This is a genomic window from Candidatus Alcyoniella australis (genome assembly GCA_030765605.1).
In the GTDB taxonomy this organism is placed as follows: domain Bacteria; phylum Lernaellota; class Lernaellaia; order JAVCCG01; family Alcyoniellaceae; genus Alcyoniella; species Alcyoniella australis.
On the sequence record JAVCCG010000034.1, the window covers coordinates 1 to 16,966 of the forward strand.

Annotated in this window: 12 protein-coding genes; 8 read left to right on the top strand and 4 right to left on the bottom strand. The window is 64.7% G+C overall.

Annotated elements, in window-relative coordinates:
• Positions 1-58 precede the first annotated feature (58 nt).
• Together P9M14_03750 and P9M14_03755 are read right to left on the bottom strand one after the other, a co-directional pair.
• Positions 59-2,620, bottom strand: coding sequence for a vitamin B12-dependent ribonucleotide reductase (locus tag P9M14_03750; GenBank protein MDP8254841.1), 2,562 nt, complete (start codon positions 2,618-2,620; stop codon positions 59-61).
• Positions 2,621-2,738: 118 nt separating this feature from the next.
• Complete coding sequence (locus P9M14_03755; GenBank protein MDP8254842.1) at positions 2,739-3,275, bottom strand: hypothetical protein; 537 nt, start codon at positions 3,273-3,275, stop codon at positions 2,739-2,741.
• A 176-nt stretch (positions 3,276-3,451) separates the two neighbouring features.
• Between P9M14_03755 and P9M14_03760 the strand changes: the two genes are divergently transcribed.
• The 8 genes from P9M14_03760 (at position 3,452) to P9M14_03795 (ending at position 13,580) form a co-directional block, all read left to right on the top strand.
• Positions 3,452-4,195 carry a glycosyltransferase family 2 protein gene (locus P9M14_03760; GenBank protein ID MDP8254843.1) on the top strand — a complete coding sequence of 248 codons (744 nt, stop codon included), beginning with the start codon at positions 3,452-3,454 and terminating at the stop codon, positions 4,193-4,195.
• Entirely contained in the window at positions 4,195-5,628 is a 1,434-nt protein-coding gene (locus tag P9M14_03765) for a radical SAM protein (protein ID MDP8254844.1), read from the top strand. Before P9M14_03760 ends, P9M14_03765 begins: the two co-directional genes overlap by 1 nt.
• Positions 5,625-6,707 (top strand): radical SAM protein, encoded by a 1,083-nt coding sequence (locus P9M14_03770; protein MDP8254845.1) that lies wholly within the window; start codon positions 5,625-5,627, stop codon positions 6,705-6,707. The genes P9M14_03765 and P9M14_03770 overlap by 4 nt, the downstream gene beginning before the upstream one ends.
• The gene (locus P9M14_03775) at positions 6,704-7,597 is read left to right on the top strand and encodes a glycosyltransferase (GenBank protein MDP8254846.1); all 894 of its coding nucleotides are present in this window, start codon (positions 6,704-6,706) and stop codon (positions 7,595-7,597) included. Before P9M14_03770 ends, P9M14_03775 begins: the two co-directional genes overlap by 4 nt.
• The gene (locus P9M14_03780; GenBank protein ID MDP8254847.1) at positions 7,594-8,613 is read left to right on the top strand and encodes a radical SAM protein; all 1,020 of its coding nucleotides are present in this window, start codon (positions 7,594-7,596) and stop codon (positions 8,611-8,613) included. Before P9M14_03775 ends, P9M14_03780 begins: the two co-directional genes overlap by 4 nt.
• Positions 8,610-9,587, top strand: a complete 978-nt coding sequence (locus P9M14_03785; protein MDP8254848.1) for a glycosyltransferase — start codon at positions 8,610-8,612, stop codon at positions 9,585-9,587. Before P9M14_03780 ends, P9M14_03785 begins: the two co-directional genes overlap by 4 nt.
• A 71-nt stretch (positions 9,588-9,658) precedes the next feature.
• A complete protein-coding gene (locus P9M14_03790; protein ID MDP8254849.1) occupies positions 9,659-12,646 on the top strand; it encodes a tetratricopeptide repeat protein in 2,988 nt (995 codons plus the stop codon).
• Entirely contained in the window at positions 12,624-13,580 is a 957-nt protein-coding gene (locus P9M14_03795; protein MDP8254850.1) for a hypothetical protein, read from the top strand. The genes P9M14_03790 and P9M14_03795 overlap by 23 nt, the downstream gene beginning before the upstream one ends.
• On the opposite strand, the gene P9M14_03800 is transcribed toward P9M14_03795, so the two are convergent.
• Together P9M14_03800 and P9M14_03805 are read right to left on the bottom strand one after the other, a co-directional pair.
• A complete protein-coding gene (locus P9M14_03800; GenBank protein MDP8254851.1) occupies positions 13,512-15,296 on the bottom strand; it encodes a hypothetical protein in 1,785 nt (594 codons plus the stop codon). The genes P9M14_03795 and P9M14_03800 overlap by 69 nt on opposite strands.
• On the bottom strand, positions 15,286-16,965 hold the full coding sequence (locus P9M14_03805) for a hypothetical protein (GenBank protein ID MDP8254852.1): 1,680 nt from the start codon (positions 16,963-16,965) through the stop codon (positions 15,286-15,288). Before P9M14_03805 ends, P9M14_03800 begins: the two co-directional genes overlap by 11 nt.
• Position 16,966 lies beyond the last annotated feature (1 nt).

A 16,966-nucleotide genomic window follows, 5' to 3' on the forward strand; every position in this document is an offset into this window, starting at 1 on the left:
CCCCGCCGCCACGCACGGGGGGGGGGGGGGGGGGAGGGGGGGGGGGGGGGGGGGGGGCTCAGCCGCAGCGCGAGAAGCCGCAGGCCGGGCAGATCACGCACCCGCCGTCCCCGGCCAGCAATCCGCCGCAATCAGGGCAGACCCCGGCTGACAGTGACTGGTGCCGTTGGCGTTCGTCCGTCAAAGGGGACGATCCGGACTCGCCCGGCGCATCGACCTCGGAGGCGTTGAGCACCTTGACCAACGCCTGGCTGATGGCCGCCGGACAGCTCATCAGGCGTGAGCCGTTGGCCTCTTCGGGCCCGTTTTTCGAGGCGCGGCGCACTACTGTGTAGCAACGGATTCCCTTGAGCTGATCGACGATCGCCTCGGGATTCACGCCGCAACGCAGGGCCAAACTCACCAAACGGCTGATCGCCTCGGATTGGCTGGGGCATCCGCCGCGCCTTCCGGTGGAGGTGAAGACCTCGGAGAGCCCCTCGATGTCGCGGTTGACCGTAACGTAGAGCTTGCCGCAACCAGTGTCGTACAGCTCGGTGTAGCCGCGCAGCACCTTGTCCCGCTCGCGCGGTATGGAGCGCGAGCGCGGCTGACGGGAACGTGCGCCGAGCGGTTGCGCGGGCTTTTCGGATTTGGTCCCCGGCGCGCCGATGTTGAGCACGCTCTCGCGGCTGCCGTAGCGGTAGACCGTGCAGCCCTTGCACCCGAGCTTGTGCGCCAGGCGGTAGACCTGGGCCACGTCCTCGGGTTTGGCGTTTTGCGGCAGGTTGACGGTCTTGCTCACCGCGTTGTCCACGTGCTTTTGGAATGCGGCCTGCATCTTCACGTGCCACTCGGGCTTGACCTCGTGGGCCGTGACGAACAGCCGTCGCAAATCGTCGGGCACGCCGGGCACCTTGGCCAGCGAGCCGCTGCTCGCCAGCTTGTCCAGCAGCCGCTTGGACGCGAACCCCTGCTCCCGAGCGATCCGCAGAAATTCCGGATGCACCTCGGCCAGCTCGTCGCCGTCGAGCACCTTGCGAAAGTAGCTGACCGCGAACAGCGGCTCGATCCCCGACGAGCAGCCGGCGATGATGCTGATCGTGCCCGTGGGCGCGATGGTGGTCAGCGTGGCGTTGCGCTGAGGCAGGTTCTGTTTTTTAAAGACCGATTTCTCCCAGTTGGGGAACTTGCCGCGCTGCTCCGCGAGTTCGGCGCCTGCTTCGCGCGCCTGCTTGCGGATGAAGGCGGCAATTTTTTCGCCGAGCTTGAGCGCCCGCGTCGAGTCGTAGGGGATGCCCAGCTTGATCAACAGGTCGGCGAATCCCATCACGCCCAGGCCGATCTTGCGGTTGGCCAAGGTAGTCTCGCGGATTTGCTCGAGTGGATAGCAGTTGACCTCGATCACGTCGTCGAGGAAGCGCACCGCGTCGCGCACCACCTGGCCCAGGCGCTCCATATCGACCTGCGCGCCCGAGGCGAATTGCGCGAGGTTGATCGAGCCCAGGTTGCACGCCTCATAGGGCAACAGCGGCTGCTCGCCGCAGGGGTTGGTGCTCTCGATCAGCCCGACCTGCGGCGTGGGATTGAACTGGTTGATGCGGTCGATGAACACCAGCCCCGGCTCGCCGCTGGACCAGGCCATGTTGACGATCAGCTCGAAGACCGTGCGTGCCCGCAGTTTGCCCGCGGCCTCGTTGCTGCGCGGGTTGATCAATTCGTATTCGCCGTCGCGCTCCAGCGCCTTCCAAAACGCGTCGGTCAGCGCCACGGAGACGTTGAAGTTGGTCAGCGTCTCCAGGTCGCGTTTGGCCGTGATGAACTCGATGATGTCCGGGTGATCGACCCGCAGCACGGCCATGTTCGCGCCGCGTCGTGCGCCGCCTTGCTTGACCGTCTCGGTGGCGGTGTTGAACACGCTCATGAAGCTCAGCGGTCCGGAGCTGATCCCCGCGGTGCTGGCCACGCGGTCGTTCTTGGGGCGGATGCGGCTGAACGAGAACCCGGTGCCGCCGCCGGTCTTGTGGATTAGCGCGGTGTTCTTGACCGCCTCGAAGATGCTCTCCATCGAGTCGCCGACCGGCAGCACGAAGCAGGCCGAGAGCTGGCCGTTTTCGCGGCCGGCGTTCATCAGCGTGGGCGAGTTGGGCAGAAACTGCCGCTGGACCATCAGTTCCAGGAAGCGCTTGCGCCAGCGTTCGACCTCGCGCTTACCGCCCCAGGACGCCTCGGCCGCAGCCACGGCCGTTGCCACGCGCTGGAACATCTCGCCCGGGGTTTCGATGGTTTGGCCGTTCTCGTCCCGGCGCAGGTAGCGCCGCCTAAGTACGGTCAGGGCGTTGTCCGACAATCCCAGCTCGTGCCCCTGCTGCTGCAACTCCAGCGCGTCGGCCAGCCCCAGCACCAGCGAGTCGGGCACCTGTTGGGCGTTGATGTTCTGCAGCTCGGTGAGGATCATTCGCGACAGCTCGTCGGTGCGCTCGTCCGCCAGTTGCTTGTGATCGCTCAGTAGGCTTTTGATCTGTTCCAGCGGACCGCCGCGTTGCCGGCTGCGCTGCTCGAGATTTAGCGGCAGGGTCGAGTCGGACGCGGCCTTGGCCTTGGTCTTAACCTTGGACGTCCTACTCTTTTTTTTGGGCATCGGGGACACCTCTCACCGCGGCATCGACGTCTGTCACGGGCTGGGAAGCTTGAAGTTTTACGCCAAGGGTGTCCGGCGTCAAGACGCCGTGTTCCCCTTTTCAATCAACGGATGAGGATTACTTGACCTCGAACACGAATAGGTTGTTCTTGTACTTGTCCTGAATGACCTTGGACATGCTGTCGCCGAAGTACAGCACGTAGTAGCCAGGCTTGAGCGGCGAGGCGAAGTAGACCTGCTGCATATTCTGCTGGTCGGGCACCGCCGCGGTCTGCACGCTGATCCCGTCGCCCTGGCGCACGTACATGTCCAGCTGCCAGCGATCGGTCTGCATCACCTGACCGTCGACGAGCTTCTTGCCCTCATAGACCAGCATCACGGCCGTGCCGTTGCCAGGATCGACGAAGTCATCCCACATCACGAAGCGCGGCTTGCTGTCGAACACCTTGAACTGGGTGTTCTTGGGGAAGCCCTTGACGCTCTTGCCCTCGTAGTCCTTGACCTCGACATCCGGCCTGAGCAGCTGAATCAGCTTGCCCTCCTGTATGCCCCAAAAGCCCTTGGAGGGCGGAACCTGGTTCTGGGCGGTGGCGCCCAGGGCCAAAGCCAGCACCATCAACACGCTTAGGGCGATGGTCAGCGAATAGCTACGCATTAAAACCTCCTTGAAATCGAATCAGCCAGTGCATCGTTTTGTAACCCGGGCGCCGACCGGCTGTCAAATTTGGACAGCGTATGCCGCCGTATGACGTAAGCTGGCAAATATCAGGGCGTTTACGGTAAATTGGACGACTCTAAGCCGCATCGTTCGCGAGGGTTTAACGAGGAGATATGTCGGCACCGCCTGAATCAACGCTCGATCAGCAGCAACGCCTGCCCGGGATCAGTATCTGCTTCCCGTGTCTCAACGACCTGGGAACCATCGGTACGCTGGTGCTGCTGGCGGGCAAGGTGGCGCAGCAGGTGGCTGAGGACTATGAGATCGTGATCGTCGACGACGAGAGCGTTGATGGCTCGCGCGAGCTGCTCGGCGAGTTGGCGGCCGACGATCCCCGGGTTCGAGTGCTGTTCAACGAGCGCAACCAGGGTTACGGCCGCACCATCGCCCGGCTGCTCTCCGAGGCGCGGATGCCCTACGTGTTCTACACCGACGGCGACGGCCAATACGACGTGCGCGAGCTACCGCTGTTGGTGCAACGCATCGGCCCGGATACGCCGGTGGTCAACGGCTACAAGATCACGCGCTCGGATCCCTGGTTCCGCATCCTGCTTGGGCGGGTCTACCACTACACAGCCAAACTGATGTTCGGCCTGCGGGTGCGCGACGTGGACTGCGACTTCCGACTGTTCCAACGCCGGACCCTGGAGTCGCTTGATCTGACCTGCAACGGCGGTGCGGTCTGTGTCGAGCTGGTCAAGAAGATCGAGCGCCAGGGCCTGGCCATCGCCGAGGTGCCGGTGCACCATTACTTCCGCACCTACGGCAAGAGCCAGTTCTTCAACCTTGGGCGCATCACGCGCGTGATCCGCGAGTTCGCAACGCTGTGGTGGACGCTGTACGTGCGCGACCGCTGATGAATAAACCAGGCAAGGTAACGCTGATCCAGCCGCCGTTGCACCACGGGCCGCTGTTTCTGCCCGCGGAGGTCGGCACGCGTTTCAGCTGCTTCCCGGCTCTGGGGCTGCTCACGCTGCGGGCCGGGATTAAAAAGCGCCTGGGGATCCAGGCCGCGTACCTCGACGCCGACGCCCTGGGACTTAGCGTCGAGCGTGCAGCGCAGCTCGTCGCGGCCACGGGCCCGGACGTGGTCGGGATTTCGATGGACAGCTTCACCATGAAAAACACCATCGCCCTGGCGCGAGCAATTAAACGCCTCGCGCCGCGCACGGTGGTGGCGGTCGGCGGCGTACACCCCACGATCTATCCGCGAGAGACAGCGGCGCTGGAGGGGATCGACTGGGCGTTCTGCGGCGAGGCGGACCATGCCTTTCCCGAGGCGTTGGAAGCCCATGCCCGCGGCGCGTTGCCCAATATCCGCGGCGTGGCGTACCAGGCTGAGGGAGAGGTTGTTTTCGCAGGGCCCGCCGAGCCGATTGAAAACCTGGACGACCTGCCGTTTCCCGACTGGACCGGAGTCGAGCTGACGCCCTATTTCTCGGCCCCGGCAGCGGGGCGGCCGGTGCTGAGCATGATCACCAGCCGCGGTTGCCCGTTCCGCTGCACGTTTTGCGACCGGCCGCGGTTGGCGCATGGACTGCGCACCTGTTCGGCCGAGGCCGTGGTTGAGCAGATGCTCGAGCTTAAACGGATCGGCGCGCGCGAGATCAGCATCTACGACGACAACCTGACCGCCGATCGCAAACGCGCCCTGGCCGTGGCCGAGATGCTGGCGCAACGCGGCGCGCCCATCGGCTTTGACCTGCGCTCGCGCGTGGACACCATCGACGCGGAACTGCTCGACGTGTTGGCCCGCGCGGGCTGCCGTCGAATCTACTTCGGCGTGGAGTCGGGCGACCCGCAGGTGCTCAAGAACATCAAGAAGGGAATCGACCTGGATCAGACGCGGCGGGTGTTCGAGCACGCGCGCCGACGCGGCATTCGTCGGCTGGCCTACTTCATGTTCGGACTGCCCGGCGAGGGGCTCGACGCGGCGCAACGCACCATCGAGTTCGCGCGTTCGCTCAAGGCCGACTACTACCTGTTCGAGATCTTCATCCCCATGCCCTGCACCGAGGCCTACGACTCGGCGCTGGCCGATGGGACAATCGAGCGCGATTACTGGGCCGGGCAGGCCGCTGATCCGCAGCCGGATTTCACGCCCCCCTCCTATCCCGGGCTGCTCGATCCCGAACAGTTGGCGCGGATCAACTCCGAGGCCTACCGCAAGGTGGTGCTCAGGCCGGGCTACGTGCTGCGCAGTTTGTTGGCCGTGCGCACGCCGCAAGAGATCGCGTTGCGCGTACGCGCCGCACTGGACCTGCTGCGGATGCGCGGAGGCGCGGCGTGAGTCAGGCGCGACTGGCCCGCGAGCTGGTGGCGCGCAGCCGTCGTAACCGACTGCGCGGCTACCTGGAACTGCTGGCGCGCAAGATGACCGCGCGCAGGCTGGCCAACATGGCGCTTAACGAGTGGGAGTTCCGCACTCGGCGGGTCAAGCTGCGCTCGCTGCCGCCGCAGATTACTCTCGACGTGACCAACTACTGCAACCTGCACTGTCCGCTGTGCGCCACGGGTGCGCGGCTGCACAAGGCGTTGCCGCAACGCATCGATCTGCAGGACGCCGAGCGGATCATGGCCCGCTTTGCCGCGCACAGTTTCCACGTGTTTCTCTATTGCTGGGGTGAGCCGCTGCTGCACCCGGAGTTGCCGGAAATCGTGCGCATCGCCCGCTCGATGAACCTAGCGGTGACGATCAGCAGCAACTTGCAGCAGCCGCTGAGCCTCGATCGGGCGCGCGAGCTGGTGGCCGCCGGGCCCGACGTGATTGTGGCCTCGATCGACGGCCTGACCCAGGCGGTCTACGAGCACTACCGCGCCGGCGGCAGCCTGGAGACTGCATTGGACGGGCTGGCCAAACTGCGCCAAGCCCGCGACGAGCTGGGTCTGGATCGTCCGCTGCTCGAGTGGCAGACCCTGCTGTTTAGGCACAATCTGCACCAGGCGCCGGCGATTATCGGCCGTTATCGCGAGCTGGGTGCGGATCGATTGAGCTTCGAGTCGCCCAACCTGCCCTTTGACATGGCCGATGGCGAGCAGGCCCAACGCTGGCTGCTCGATCCGGGCGACGACCCGACGAGTCGCGACGTCAAGGACAACGTGGACGGCGCGTGCTGGTGGCCCTACCGCTCGGCGATCATCGGCGTGGACGGTTCGATCAGCCCCTGCTGCTACGTCTACGGCGAGCAGGCGCAGTGGGGCAACATGCTCGAGCGCGACTTCGCCCAAATTTGGAACTCGCCGAAGTTCGTGGCCCTGCGCAGCGTGTTCGCCCATCCCGGCTCGCCGCCGCCCGCGCCGTGCGACCGCTGCTCGGTGACCAGGCGCTTTGCCGCGGGTGTCGAGCCGCCGGTCCGGAGCAACCGATGAGCGCCGAGCCGCGCTTCTCGATCGTGATCCCGCACCTCGACGCGCCGCTGATCGACCGCGTGCTGCTCGCGGCCTTGGAGCAGGCGCAGCGACTCGATGGCGAGCTGATCGTGATCGGCATGGAACGCGGGACGCGACGCCTCGATCCCTGGCGCACGGCGGTCACGCCGCGGCTGACGCTGATCGATACCGACCGGCCGTTGAACGCGGGCTCGGCGCGCAACATGGGCGTGGACGCGGCCGTAGCGGAGAGGCTGCTGTTCATCGACGCCGACGCCGTGCCGCAGCCCGGTTGGGCCGCGACGCTGTGCGCGGCCCTTGAGCACAGTCCGCTGTGCGGCGGCTCCGTAGAGTTCGGCGCGGCCACACGTTGGATGTTGGCCGATAACCTCGCAGCGTTCTTCGACCTGACCCCCCTGACGAAGCGCGGCCCCACGCGTTCGATCTGCAGCGTGAACATGGGGATTACGCGCAGTCTGTTCCGACGCCTGAGCGGCTTTGACCAACGGCTGAACACCGGCGAGGATTTCGACCTGCTGCTGCGCGCGCTGGAGGCCGGAATCCATCCGCTGTTCGAGCCTGCGGCGCGGGTGCTGCACTTGCCTCAGCGCAACAGCCGCGAGGCGTTGCAGCAACACGCCCGGGACTGGGCCGCGGGCTCGGTCCTGGTCAGGAAGCGTCGAAACCGGCCACTGCTGCCCGGACCGCTGTTCCGGCCGCTGTGGTTGCGGCTGCTCGGCGCGCCCCTGGCGTTGATGGCCGCAACAGTCTCGCTGTGGCGCGCACGCCGCGTACTCGATGCGCCCTGGGAGCTGCTCGGGCCGGTCTATTGCTCGCGCCGGGCGTGGTTTAGGCAGGCAGCGCAGACGCTGGGCGGGGAGGGGCGATGATCGGTATGCCCGGCCGCCAATTGATTTTGTTCGTCACCCAGCAGTGCCCGTTGCGCTGCGTGCATTGTTTCAACCGCCAGGCCCCGCAAAATTTAAAAGGTCCTGAGATCAACGTGGAAGAGGCGCGATTGGTCGGCCGCGAGCTTAAACCCATCGGCCAGCTCTCGATCTCGGGCGGGGAGCCGTTCGTGCGCAAAGATCTGCCTGAACTGATCGAGGCGGTGCGAGCTGAGGGCGGCGCGCGTTATCTCGACATCCCCACCGCGGGCTGGCAGCCCGGGCAGGTGCAGCAGACGATGAGCGCAATCCTCAAGCAGCGAGCCTGGCGGCGCATCTCGCTCAACCTCTCGCTGGACGGCGACGTCGAGCAGCACGACCGGATCCGCGGCCGTGCCGGATCGTACGAGCGCTTGATCGAAACCTACCGCAGCGTGCTGCCGTTGCGCGCCGACTCGCGGCTGCAACTCAAGGCGGTGATCACCCTGATGCAGGGCACGGCCGGCGCGCTGGATCAGACGTTGAACGCCATGCGGCGCGATATGCCGCAGCTGGATTACGCGCATGTGGAGCCGTATCGCGGCCCGGATTTGGGCGAGGGCATTGCTCCGCCCAGCGCGCAGAGCATGCGCCAGTGTCGCGAGCTGGTGTTCGGGCTCTACCGCGGCCGCCGCGGGCTCGGTCCGCTGCGCGCGGCGTTCAAGCGCGTGCTGTGGGACGAGTATACGGAGCTGCTCGATGGAGGGCCGCCGCGGATCAACTGCCGGGCGCCGGACCTGGGGTTGGTGGTCGGCGAGCGGCTTGAGGTCTCGTTCTGCGAGCCGGGTCCGCTGCTGGGCAGCCTGCGCGAACAAAGCCTGGCACAGATCCTCGCCGGGCCGCGCGCCCGTAGCGAGCGCGAGCGCATCGCCCGCGGTTGCGCCTGCACCCATTCGTGCTTTATGCAGCCCTCGGCCCTGTACTCGCCGCGGGCCTGGACCAGGGTGCCGCTGATGCTGATCAAGGGAGGCGGCCGATGATGATTTCGGTGATCATTCCGGCGCGCAACGAGCAACAGGTGCTGCCCGGCCTGCTGAGCAGTCTGGCCGCCCAGACCTACAGCAACCGTGAGGTGATCGTGGCTGACGACTGTTCGGATGATCGCACATCGGAGCTGGCCGAGCAGGCCGGGGCGCGGGTGGTGCGCCTCGAGCGTCCCGGCGGACCGGCGGCCGCGCGCAACGCCGGGGCCGCGGTGGCCCAGGGCGAGCTGCTGCTGTTTCTCGACGCCGACACCCAGGCCCCGCCGGACCTGCTCGAACGCTTTGCCCGAGCCTTCGGTGTGCCGCGGCCGCCCACGGCCCTGGTCGGGCGCTACCATCATCAGCCGCTCAATCCCGGCTGGTTTCCGCGTTACAAGGCGCGGCTGACCGAGCTGTGGTTCGGCGACCGCATGCTGTGCGATTCGTTCGAGACCAACCTGGGCGCCATCGGCCGCGAGACGTTTGAGGCACTCGGCGGATTCGACGAGCGCTTTCTCGGGGCCGATGTGGAGGACTACGAGTTCGGCGACCGGGTGTGGCAAGTGGGGCCGATCGTGATGGACCCCGGACTGCAGGTGCGCCACCACTTCCCCGGTTTCTGGCGCAACGCGCGCAACTTTTACTCTCGCTCGCGGATGTGGGTCCAGCTACGCTTGTCCGGTCGTCGACGTTTCGACCGCAGTGCGGCCACGCCCTGGGATGCGATCGCCAGCCTGCTGAGCCTGGCCGTGCTGTTGTGGCCCCTGGGCCTGCTGCTGGTCGATCCCGCCATCTGGTGGCGGATCATGCTGCTGCTGCTGATCGGCTTTCTTACGGGCAACCGGCGGCTGCTGATCCACATGCTGCGCTCCGAGGGCATATTTTTTACCCTGGCCGCGGTGCCGGCGACCATTGTGCAGCAATCGGCCGCGGCCTGCGGGGCCTTGGTCGGCGTACTGCGTTCGCTACTGGGGCCGGTTGACTCGGAGTAGCGATTGGATAGACTGACCTAACCTGGTGGTCGATAACACGGGCTCAAACTTTTGCATAACGAGGTCGTCGCATGTCCCAGATAGATGAAATTATCCGCAGCGCTCAGAAGACCAAAGATCTTTCGGGCCAGAATCTGTCTAAGGCCAAGCTCAGCGGCATGGACCTTTCCGGATACGACCTAAGCGGGGCCGATCTGAGCCGTTCCAAGCTCAACGGGACCAACCTTTCAGGCACCAAACTCGATGGCGTGGACTTGAGCCGCAGCAGCCTGAAGAAGGTCGATCTATCCGGCGCCAAGGGCAAGGACGTCAACCTGCGCGGCAGCGTTCTGGAGGCGGTCAAGGCCGTGGGCCTCGAGCTGGACCAGCCCGAGCTGTCCGGCGTAGCGATCAAGGAAGGCGAGTACTCCGGCCTCAAGCTACGGCAGCCCAAGGCCGACGGCGCTCAAATACAAAAGGTGACGATCAAGGGGCTCGAACTCGAGGGAGGCAAGTTCTCGGAACTCGTGATGGGCCGCGTGCGCCTCGAGGAACTGCATGCAACTGGGCTGGAGCTGTCGCGCTGCCGGCTGAACGACACGACCTTCGTGGACTGCCGCGTGGAGCAGGGGAGCTGGACCAAGTCGGACCTGAGCCTGTGCCGTTTCGAGCAGACCACCTTTGACAAGCTCGACCTGACGCGCTCGGATCTCTCGGGTTCGGTGTTCAAGAACTCGACCCTGCGCGACTGCAAGCTCGAACGCGCGGTGTTTCTGGCCACCGACTGGCAGGACTCCTCGATTTCCGGCGGTGAGATCAAGGGCGCCAACTTCAAGTACGCACGCGGGTTCAAGCCCGAGCAGGAACAGAAGCTGCGCGAGGGCGGAGCCAAGGTCAGCCGCCACCTGGTCAAACGCTCGCTGAGCTGGATGCTCAAGACCCATCTGGGCCGGATCAGCTTCGTGCTGCTGGTGCTGGCGCTGATCGCGGCTAGCAGTTGGGTGCGCAACAATCCCGACTTCTGGCACTACGAGCAGATCAGCATGGTCGCCAACCAGGAGCTGAACATGAACGACCTCGAGGAGGCCGGCGAGCTGTACCGGATCATCCTCGACAAGTACGAAGGCATCCCCGACTACACCAACCCGGCGCACCTGGGGTTGGCGCAGATCGCTGCCAAGCGCAACGACGAGGCCGAGCTCAACCGTCAGATCGCGTTTATCCTCGATGCCCCGGCGATCAACCCCGAGATCCAGGAACAGGCCTGGATGGTCAAGGTCGATTTCCACATCGAACGAAGAGAATATGATATGGCGTTGGAGCAGTTGAGCAACGTTCCCTGGGGAAACAACGGCTCCGAAGGCTTTTATAGCAACATCCTCGAAAAGAAGATCCAGATCTATAGCTCGCAGGGCCGGCTCGACCTCGCCGAGCAGCAGATCGTCGAGTTCTTAGAGCAGGTCGATCCGGAGAGCGATATCGTCTGGCGCACCAAACTCAAACTCGGCGAGATCTATGACGAACTGGGCCGGGAAGAGGAAGCGCTGCTGGTCTTCCGCGCTGTCGCGGACAACGCCATCCAGATCGACAATGCATTCCAGGCCTACGAACGCATGGCGACGATCTATCACAAACAGGGCCGCATCGACCTCGAACGCCAAATACGCGATGAGATCTTCGAGCGTTTCCCCGAGCAAAGCGTTCAACTGATCCAGAACAAGATTCAGCTGGCCTCGCTTGCGTTCGACGAGGGGCGCGAGGACGAGGCGCGACAGATCCTGGAAGAGGTAATCGCCAACCAGCTGACCCCGGACTACTCTATTTTTTCCTCGCTCGAGGCGCTGGCGAGCTGGGATGCGCAGAAAGGCAACTACGACAAAGCCCGCGAGTACTACCAACGCTCCCTGGACCGGGAACCCAAAGGCGAACAGCTTTTAGGGGTCTACCTGGGAATGGCCGACCTTGAGCGCCGGGCCGGAGAGAACGAAGCGGCCGAGGGCTATTACAAGCGGGCTCTTCGCGAAGATTTCGGTCCCAACGAACAATCGATGATCCTCTACTCGTACGGCAACTTGATGGCTTCAATGGGCATGTACAAGCCCGCCGAGCGTCGATTTAAAGAAGCGCAGGAAAAGTCCCGCGGGCAAAACAACGAGGGCATAACCTCTTCGATCCAGGTCTCCCTGGCCCGGATCTACCGCAATATGGGCAGATACGACGAGGCCCTCGATGTGCTCAACGGGATGATCTCCGATGATACATCGCCCGCCGACCTGGAGCTAAGAACGCAGATCGCGCAGATCCACCGCGACGCCGGCGAAAACAAGAAGTCGCTCGAGGTGCTCGATCAGACCGCCGAGAAATACAAGGACGAAACCAACGGCTGGATCAGCAGCCAGATCGAGATCTGCGAGCTGTTGATCGAGATGAATAAGAACGATCGCGTCAAGAAAATCGTCAATGAGTTGATCGACGATCATTACCGCGATCTAGGGCCGCAGCTGAACCGGCTGATGGGAGTCATGACCACGCTGTCGATGAACGACGAACTGCTCCGGCTGGCCACGCGAATTGCTTCTGACGATCAGATGGACATGATGGTCAAGGTCGAGGCGGTGAGGAAGCTCGCCCAGGTCAAGCGCGACGGCGGCAACGTCGATGAGGCGATCGAGCTGCTCATGGATGTGCTCGACAGCTCGGGGGACGATGAGGTCTCGATGTCGATCGCACAGGATCTTGCCAACCTCTACAACGAGATCGGCCGATTGGACGATGCGATCACGTTGCTCGAGGACACCCTCGAGCAAAAGATGTCCACCTACAATAAAGTGATGCTGACGATTCTGCTCGCCCAGTTCTACTCCGACCGCAATGATTTGAAAAAGGCGATCGATGTGATCGAGGATCTCAAGTCCGACTGCGAAGACTGGACGAGCAACGAGTGCCTCCCGGCGTTGGAAATACTCGGTCGTAATTACGAACAGGCGGGCGACGAGTCAAAGTCCAAACGCTATTACCAAATAATCGTGGACAACTTCAGCGACAGTGGATTTGTTGATGAGGCTAAGCGACACCTCTAAAACGAATGATTGGAGCATGCGCGGAGCCTCGTTCCTCAGCTTGTGGATAGTGCTTTGTCTGTTGATCAGCCTTGGCCTGCTGGCAGCGTGCGTCGGCGGCGGATCAGGCGGTGGTTCGGACGATGATGACGACGATGTTGACGACGACGACGATGACGATGATGGCCACGACGAAGATGATGACGACGACGACGACGAACAGCCCGACGCATGGGGCGGCGTAAGCGTCAGCGAAGGCTACAGCTCAAACAACTACCAACCGTTGGACTATTACTGCTACGCCTCGGCCTCGTTTTACGATCCTGAGCAGTGGGAGGGCTGGGGCGATCCGGACGACGAGCAGGGTGATTGCAAGCTGTATACCTACGCGGGAGACGGCGCGACCGCCGACTTTCTAGGCGCGGGCCGAGTTACGCTCACCGGCGCGAGAGTCAGCCCGATCTACCTCGATCCCGAGCTGTATGCGGGCTACTACATCTATCGCGCCAACGTCGACTTCCTCACCGTCTCCGACCTGTTCGACCCCGGCGATACGATCCGCGCGCAGGTGGCCGGCGGCAGCGGCATCGGGGCGGCCGACCTGAGCGTAGACGCGCCCGCGATGATCGCCGTGACCCAGCCGTCGAACTTCGACAGCCTGAGCAGCCTGCCCCACAACACGACCACCTTTGCCTGGAGCGCGGGGGACGCCGACGAGGTCTCGCTGATGATCAGCACCTACATCGGCACCAACGGTAAGCTGATCGAGTGTCGCGCGCCGGACTCCCAGGGGAGCATTGAGGTGGACGGCGAACTGATGGACGATCTGTACTCCAGCCCGCAGACCCTGACCGTGATGTTCTCGCGCTACAACATCGTCTACGGATCAGGGGAGCGCCCGGTCAGCCTCAGCGCTCTGACCTACCGCCAGCGCAGCTACATCGTCGTCGACTGACTCTGCCGCGGTCCACGGCCCTTCGGGGCATTGCCCGTCATAGATCCGCATATCACGCGGATTGAGCTGCGCCGGCTGGCTGGCCTCGGCCGTGAGCGCCTGCTGTATAACGGCCCCGAGCGCGACCGCCAGCTTGTGGAACGGGTCGGGCAGCGGTGGGCCCTGCTGCGCAACGCGCTGTTCGAGCTGTGCCAGGTCCAGACTCCAGACCCCAAGTGTCGCGCTGGTGATGAACGCCCGGTCGTGTTTGGAATCGAGCTCAATCCAGCGCGTCCAATATGGCGCCGCGATCCTGACGATCAAGCTCAGATCGTCGGACGAGCGGATCTCGAGAAACGGCGAGAGCCCGCTGAGCAACAGCCAGCCGCGCTTAGCGTCGATCGCCATCGCGCGCACGCCGATGAACGCTCCGCAATCGCGTAGCGTCCGGTAGTCGCGTCGGTCCAGCTGCATCACGCGACCGGCCACGGGAAAGCTGACGAACAGTCGCTCGGCGTTGGGATCCACGGCCAGACGGTCGGCCATCGCCGGCAGCGGGCGTTGGCGTAGGATATCGAGCCGCGGCAGGCTCAGCGCGGCAAGGACGCGTTGCCGTCCAAACCAGGCCAGCAGGTGCGTCTCATTGCGTAGTGGATCGAGCTGCGCGTCGCTTTGCAGTTGCGTGGGGCGTTGGGCGATCAGGGTCCGGCCGTCTGCGCACAGGCTGACCGACGCGCCGTCGCACGAGCAGTAGACCAGGCCGCGTTGTGCGTCGTAATGCGTGCGGCAGCCCGCATAGGTCCCCTCGACTTTGTGCTTAAACGTCGAGATGCGAAGCGGTTCGAGGGTGCGCGCGTCGAGCACCACGCTGTGCCGGGTCGTGGAGATGTAGAGCAGCCGTTGCGAGTCGTAATCGAGCGCCGCGGCCTGGACGCCGCGCAGGTCGCCGGATTCGCGACGCACGCTCGATCCATCGTCGAGGTTGCGCCGCACCAGTGCGCCGTGTTCGTCAAGCAGCAGCAGGGCGTTGCCCACGGGATCGTACAGCGCTTGGTAGTAGACGCCCTCGTCGATCCGTTCCAGCGCCGGGTCCACGGCCACGGCCTGGTACTGCTCCAGCGGCGATCCCAGCCAGGGCACCAACGGCAGGCCGCAGAGCAGCGCCGCGGGCAGTACGCGGGGCAGGGCGAACAATCGCGGATGGCCGTTGCGATGCGCCGACCACAGCAGCACCGGGAACAGCAGGTCGGCCAACAGCGCCGCGCGCACCACGATCGCCCGCAGCCGCGGGGTCCAGCGGTTGCCCACGTGGAACCAGATCAGCCCGGCCAGATTCATGCCCAGCACGATCAACGGGCCGCGCGGCATCCGGTCCAACTCCAGTCCGGGCCGGGTCCAGCCCGGGGCGTACCAGGCCAGCGAGCAGCAGGCAGCGGGCACGGCGATCGCCAGCAACAGCAGCACCCAGGACGGCGGCTGCAGCCGCCGGAGGTTCGGCGCGAACAGCAGCACCAGACCCGCGGGCAGCAGCGCGTAGAACAGCGAGCGGTAGACGTCGAGCTGGAATACCAGGCTCAGCAGGGTATCGTGCCACCACAGATCTTCCTGGGCGGCGATGCCGCGCCGCGCCAGGGCTGAGAGCGCCCACAGTAGAACGGCGACACGCAGTAGGTAGAACGCCAGCGAGGTCGCACCGCGAGCGAGTCTCCGCGTCGACTCCTTTGCGTCAGCGTGCATCACAGGAGTGCTCCTGCTCGAGGTCGTCGCCCCAGATCAGGCGTGCAGCCAGCCCGATGCCGCGATTGAGCAAAGTATAGAACGGGTCGAACCGGCGCCAGGCCGCGTCGGTTGAATCTTTGCCCAGCCGGTCCAGGTCGATGCGCCACAGGCCGTAGAGGTTGGAGGTGATCAGCGCGTCATTGTCGACGAACGCGATCCAGCGCGCCCAGGCCGGAGCCGTGACGCGGTCGATCAGCGAGTAATCGTCCAGGTCGCGCAGCTCGATCACCGGAGCGAAGCCGGCGATCAGCAGCCGTCGTCCCTTGAGGTCGAAGCCGACGAAGCGCACGCCGGGAAAGGTCTCGATAGTTGCGATCAGGCTGTAGTCGCGCGCATCAAACACGCGCACCTCGCCTAAAAGCGGCAAAGAGACGTAGAGCCGATGGGAGCCGGGCTCGAGGTTGATCCGTTCGGCGAAGTTGGGGATGCGCCGCTCGCGCCGCACCTTTAGGTCACGGGCGTCAAGGGCCACCAGACCGCCGGGTCGCCAGCGCACCACGTGGACCAGACCGCGCTGTGCGTCGTAGACCTCGCCCGAGGTCGATCCGGCGTGGAAATAGCTGCCCAAGATTCGGCGGCCGCCACGGTCGAGGGCCACGCCGCCGATCTGGCTGAAGCTGTACAGCGGATCGTTGCCGTCCCCGAGGTAGGTGCGCCACTTGTTGCCCAGCCATTGGGGCACCGGATTTTCAATCGCGATTCGTTCGATGAGTCGCATGCTCTGCGAGTCGATTCGCACGCTTTGGCCCGCGCTGGGCTCGATGAACAGCAGCTCGTTCGCGGCCGCGTCGTAGGCCAGGATCTGCATGAACTCGAACTCGGTCCAAAGCTCGGCCAGGGTCTCGCCGCTACGGCCCTCCACCCGATACAGCTCGCGCTGGTCGGTGCTGATCAGCAGCGCGTCGGGCGTCTCCAGCGGCTGGACCTGGAACGTCGGTGGTTTACGCAGTTGATGCAGCGCCGGGTGCAACGGGTAGTAGGTCTCGCCGCCGAGCTGTTCGATGGACGGCGGGTGCAGCAGCCAGGGCACGAAGACAGTTGCGCAGACCAGAACCGCGGGCAGTACGCGCAACGGCTCGAGCAGACGGCCGCGTTCGGCGCGGACGGCTGACCAGACCAGGGACGGTGCCAGCAGGTCGGCCGCTCCCAGACCGCGCGTGGCGAGCAGTCGCAGCCGCAGGCCGCTGCGTCCCATGGTATGCAGCCAGAGCACAACAAAGACGTTGAGCGCCACGTAGTACGAAGCGGCGCGCACGCCCTCGGGCAGTGCAATCAGCGGTCGCGTGGCCCTTGCGGCGAAGTAGGGCAGCCAGCCGGAGACAACGGCCAGAGTCAGACAGATCGGCAGACCGATCAACAGCTCGAGCCTGGGGCGTCGTCCCGCTGTGATCCGCGGTGCGAACAGCAGCAGCAACGCGGCGGGCAGCACGGCGTAAAACAGCGCGCGGAACAGGTCGAGCAGTACAATCACGTCCATCAGGTTGCGCGATTGGCCAAGCGGGAAGTTCTCGCGCAGCCGACTGAGCACGATCAGCGTCAGGCACGCGGCCACTGCGCCAAAGCGCAGCAGATAGAGCAGAGCGTGTAGCCAGGCGCGCCTTGGCTTCGAACCCGAGAGCGCCGTCACC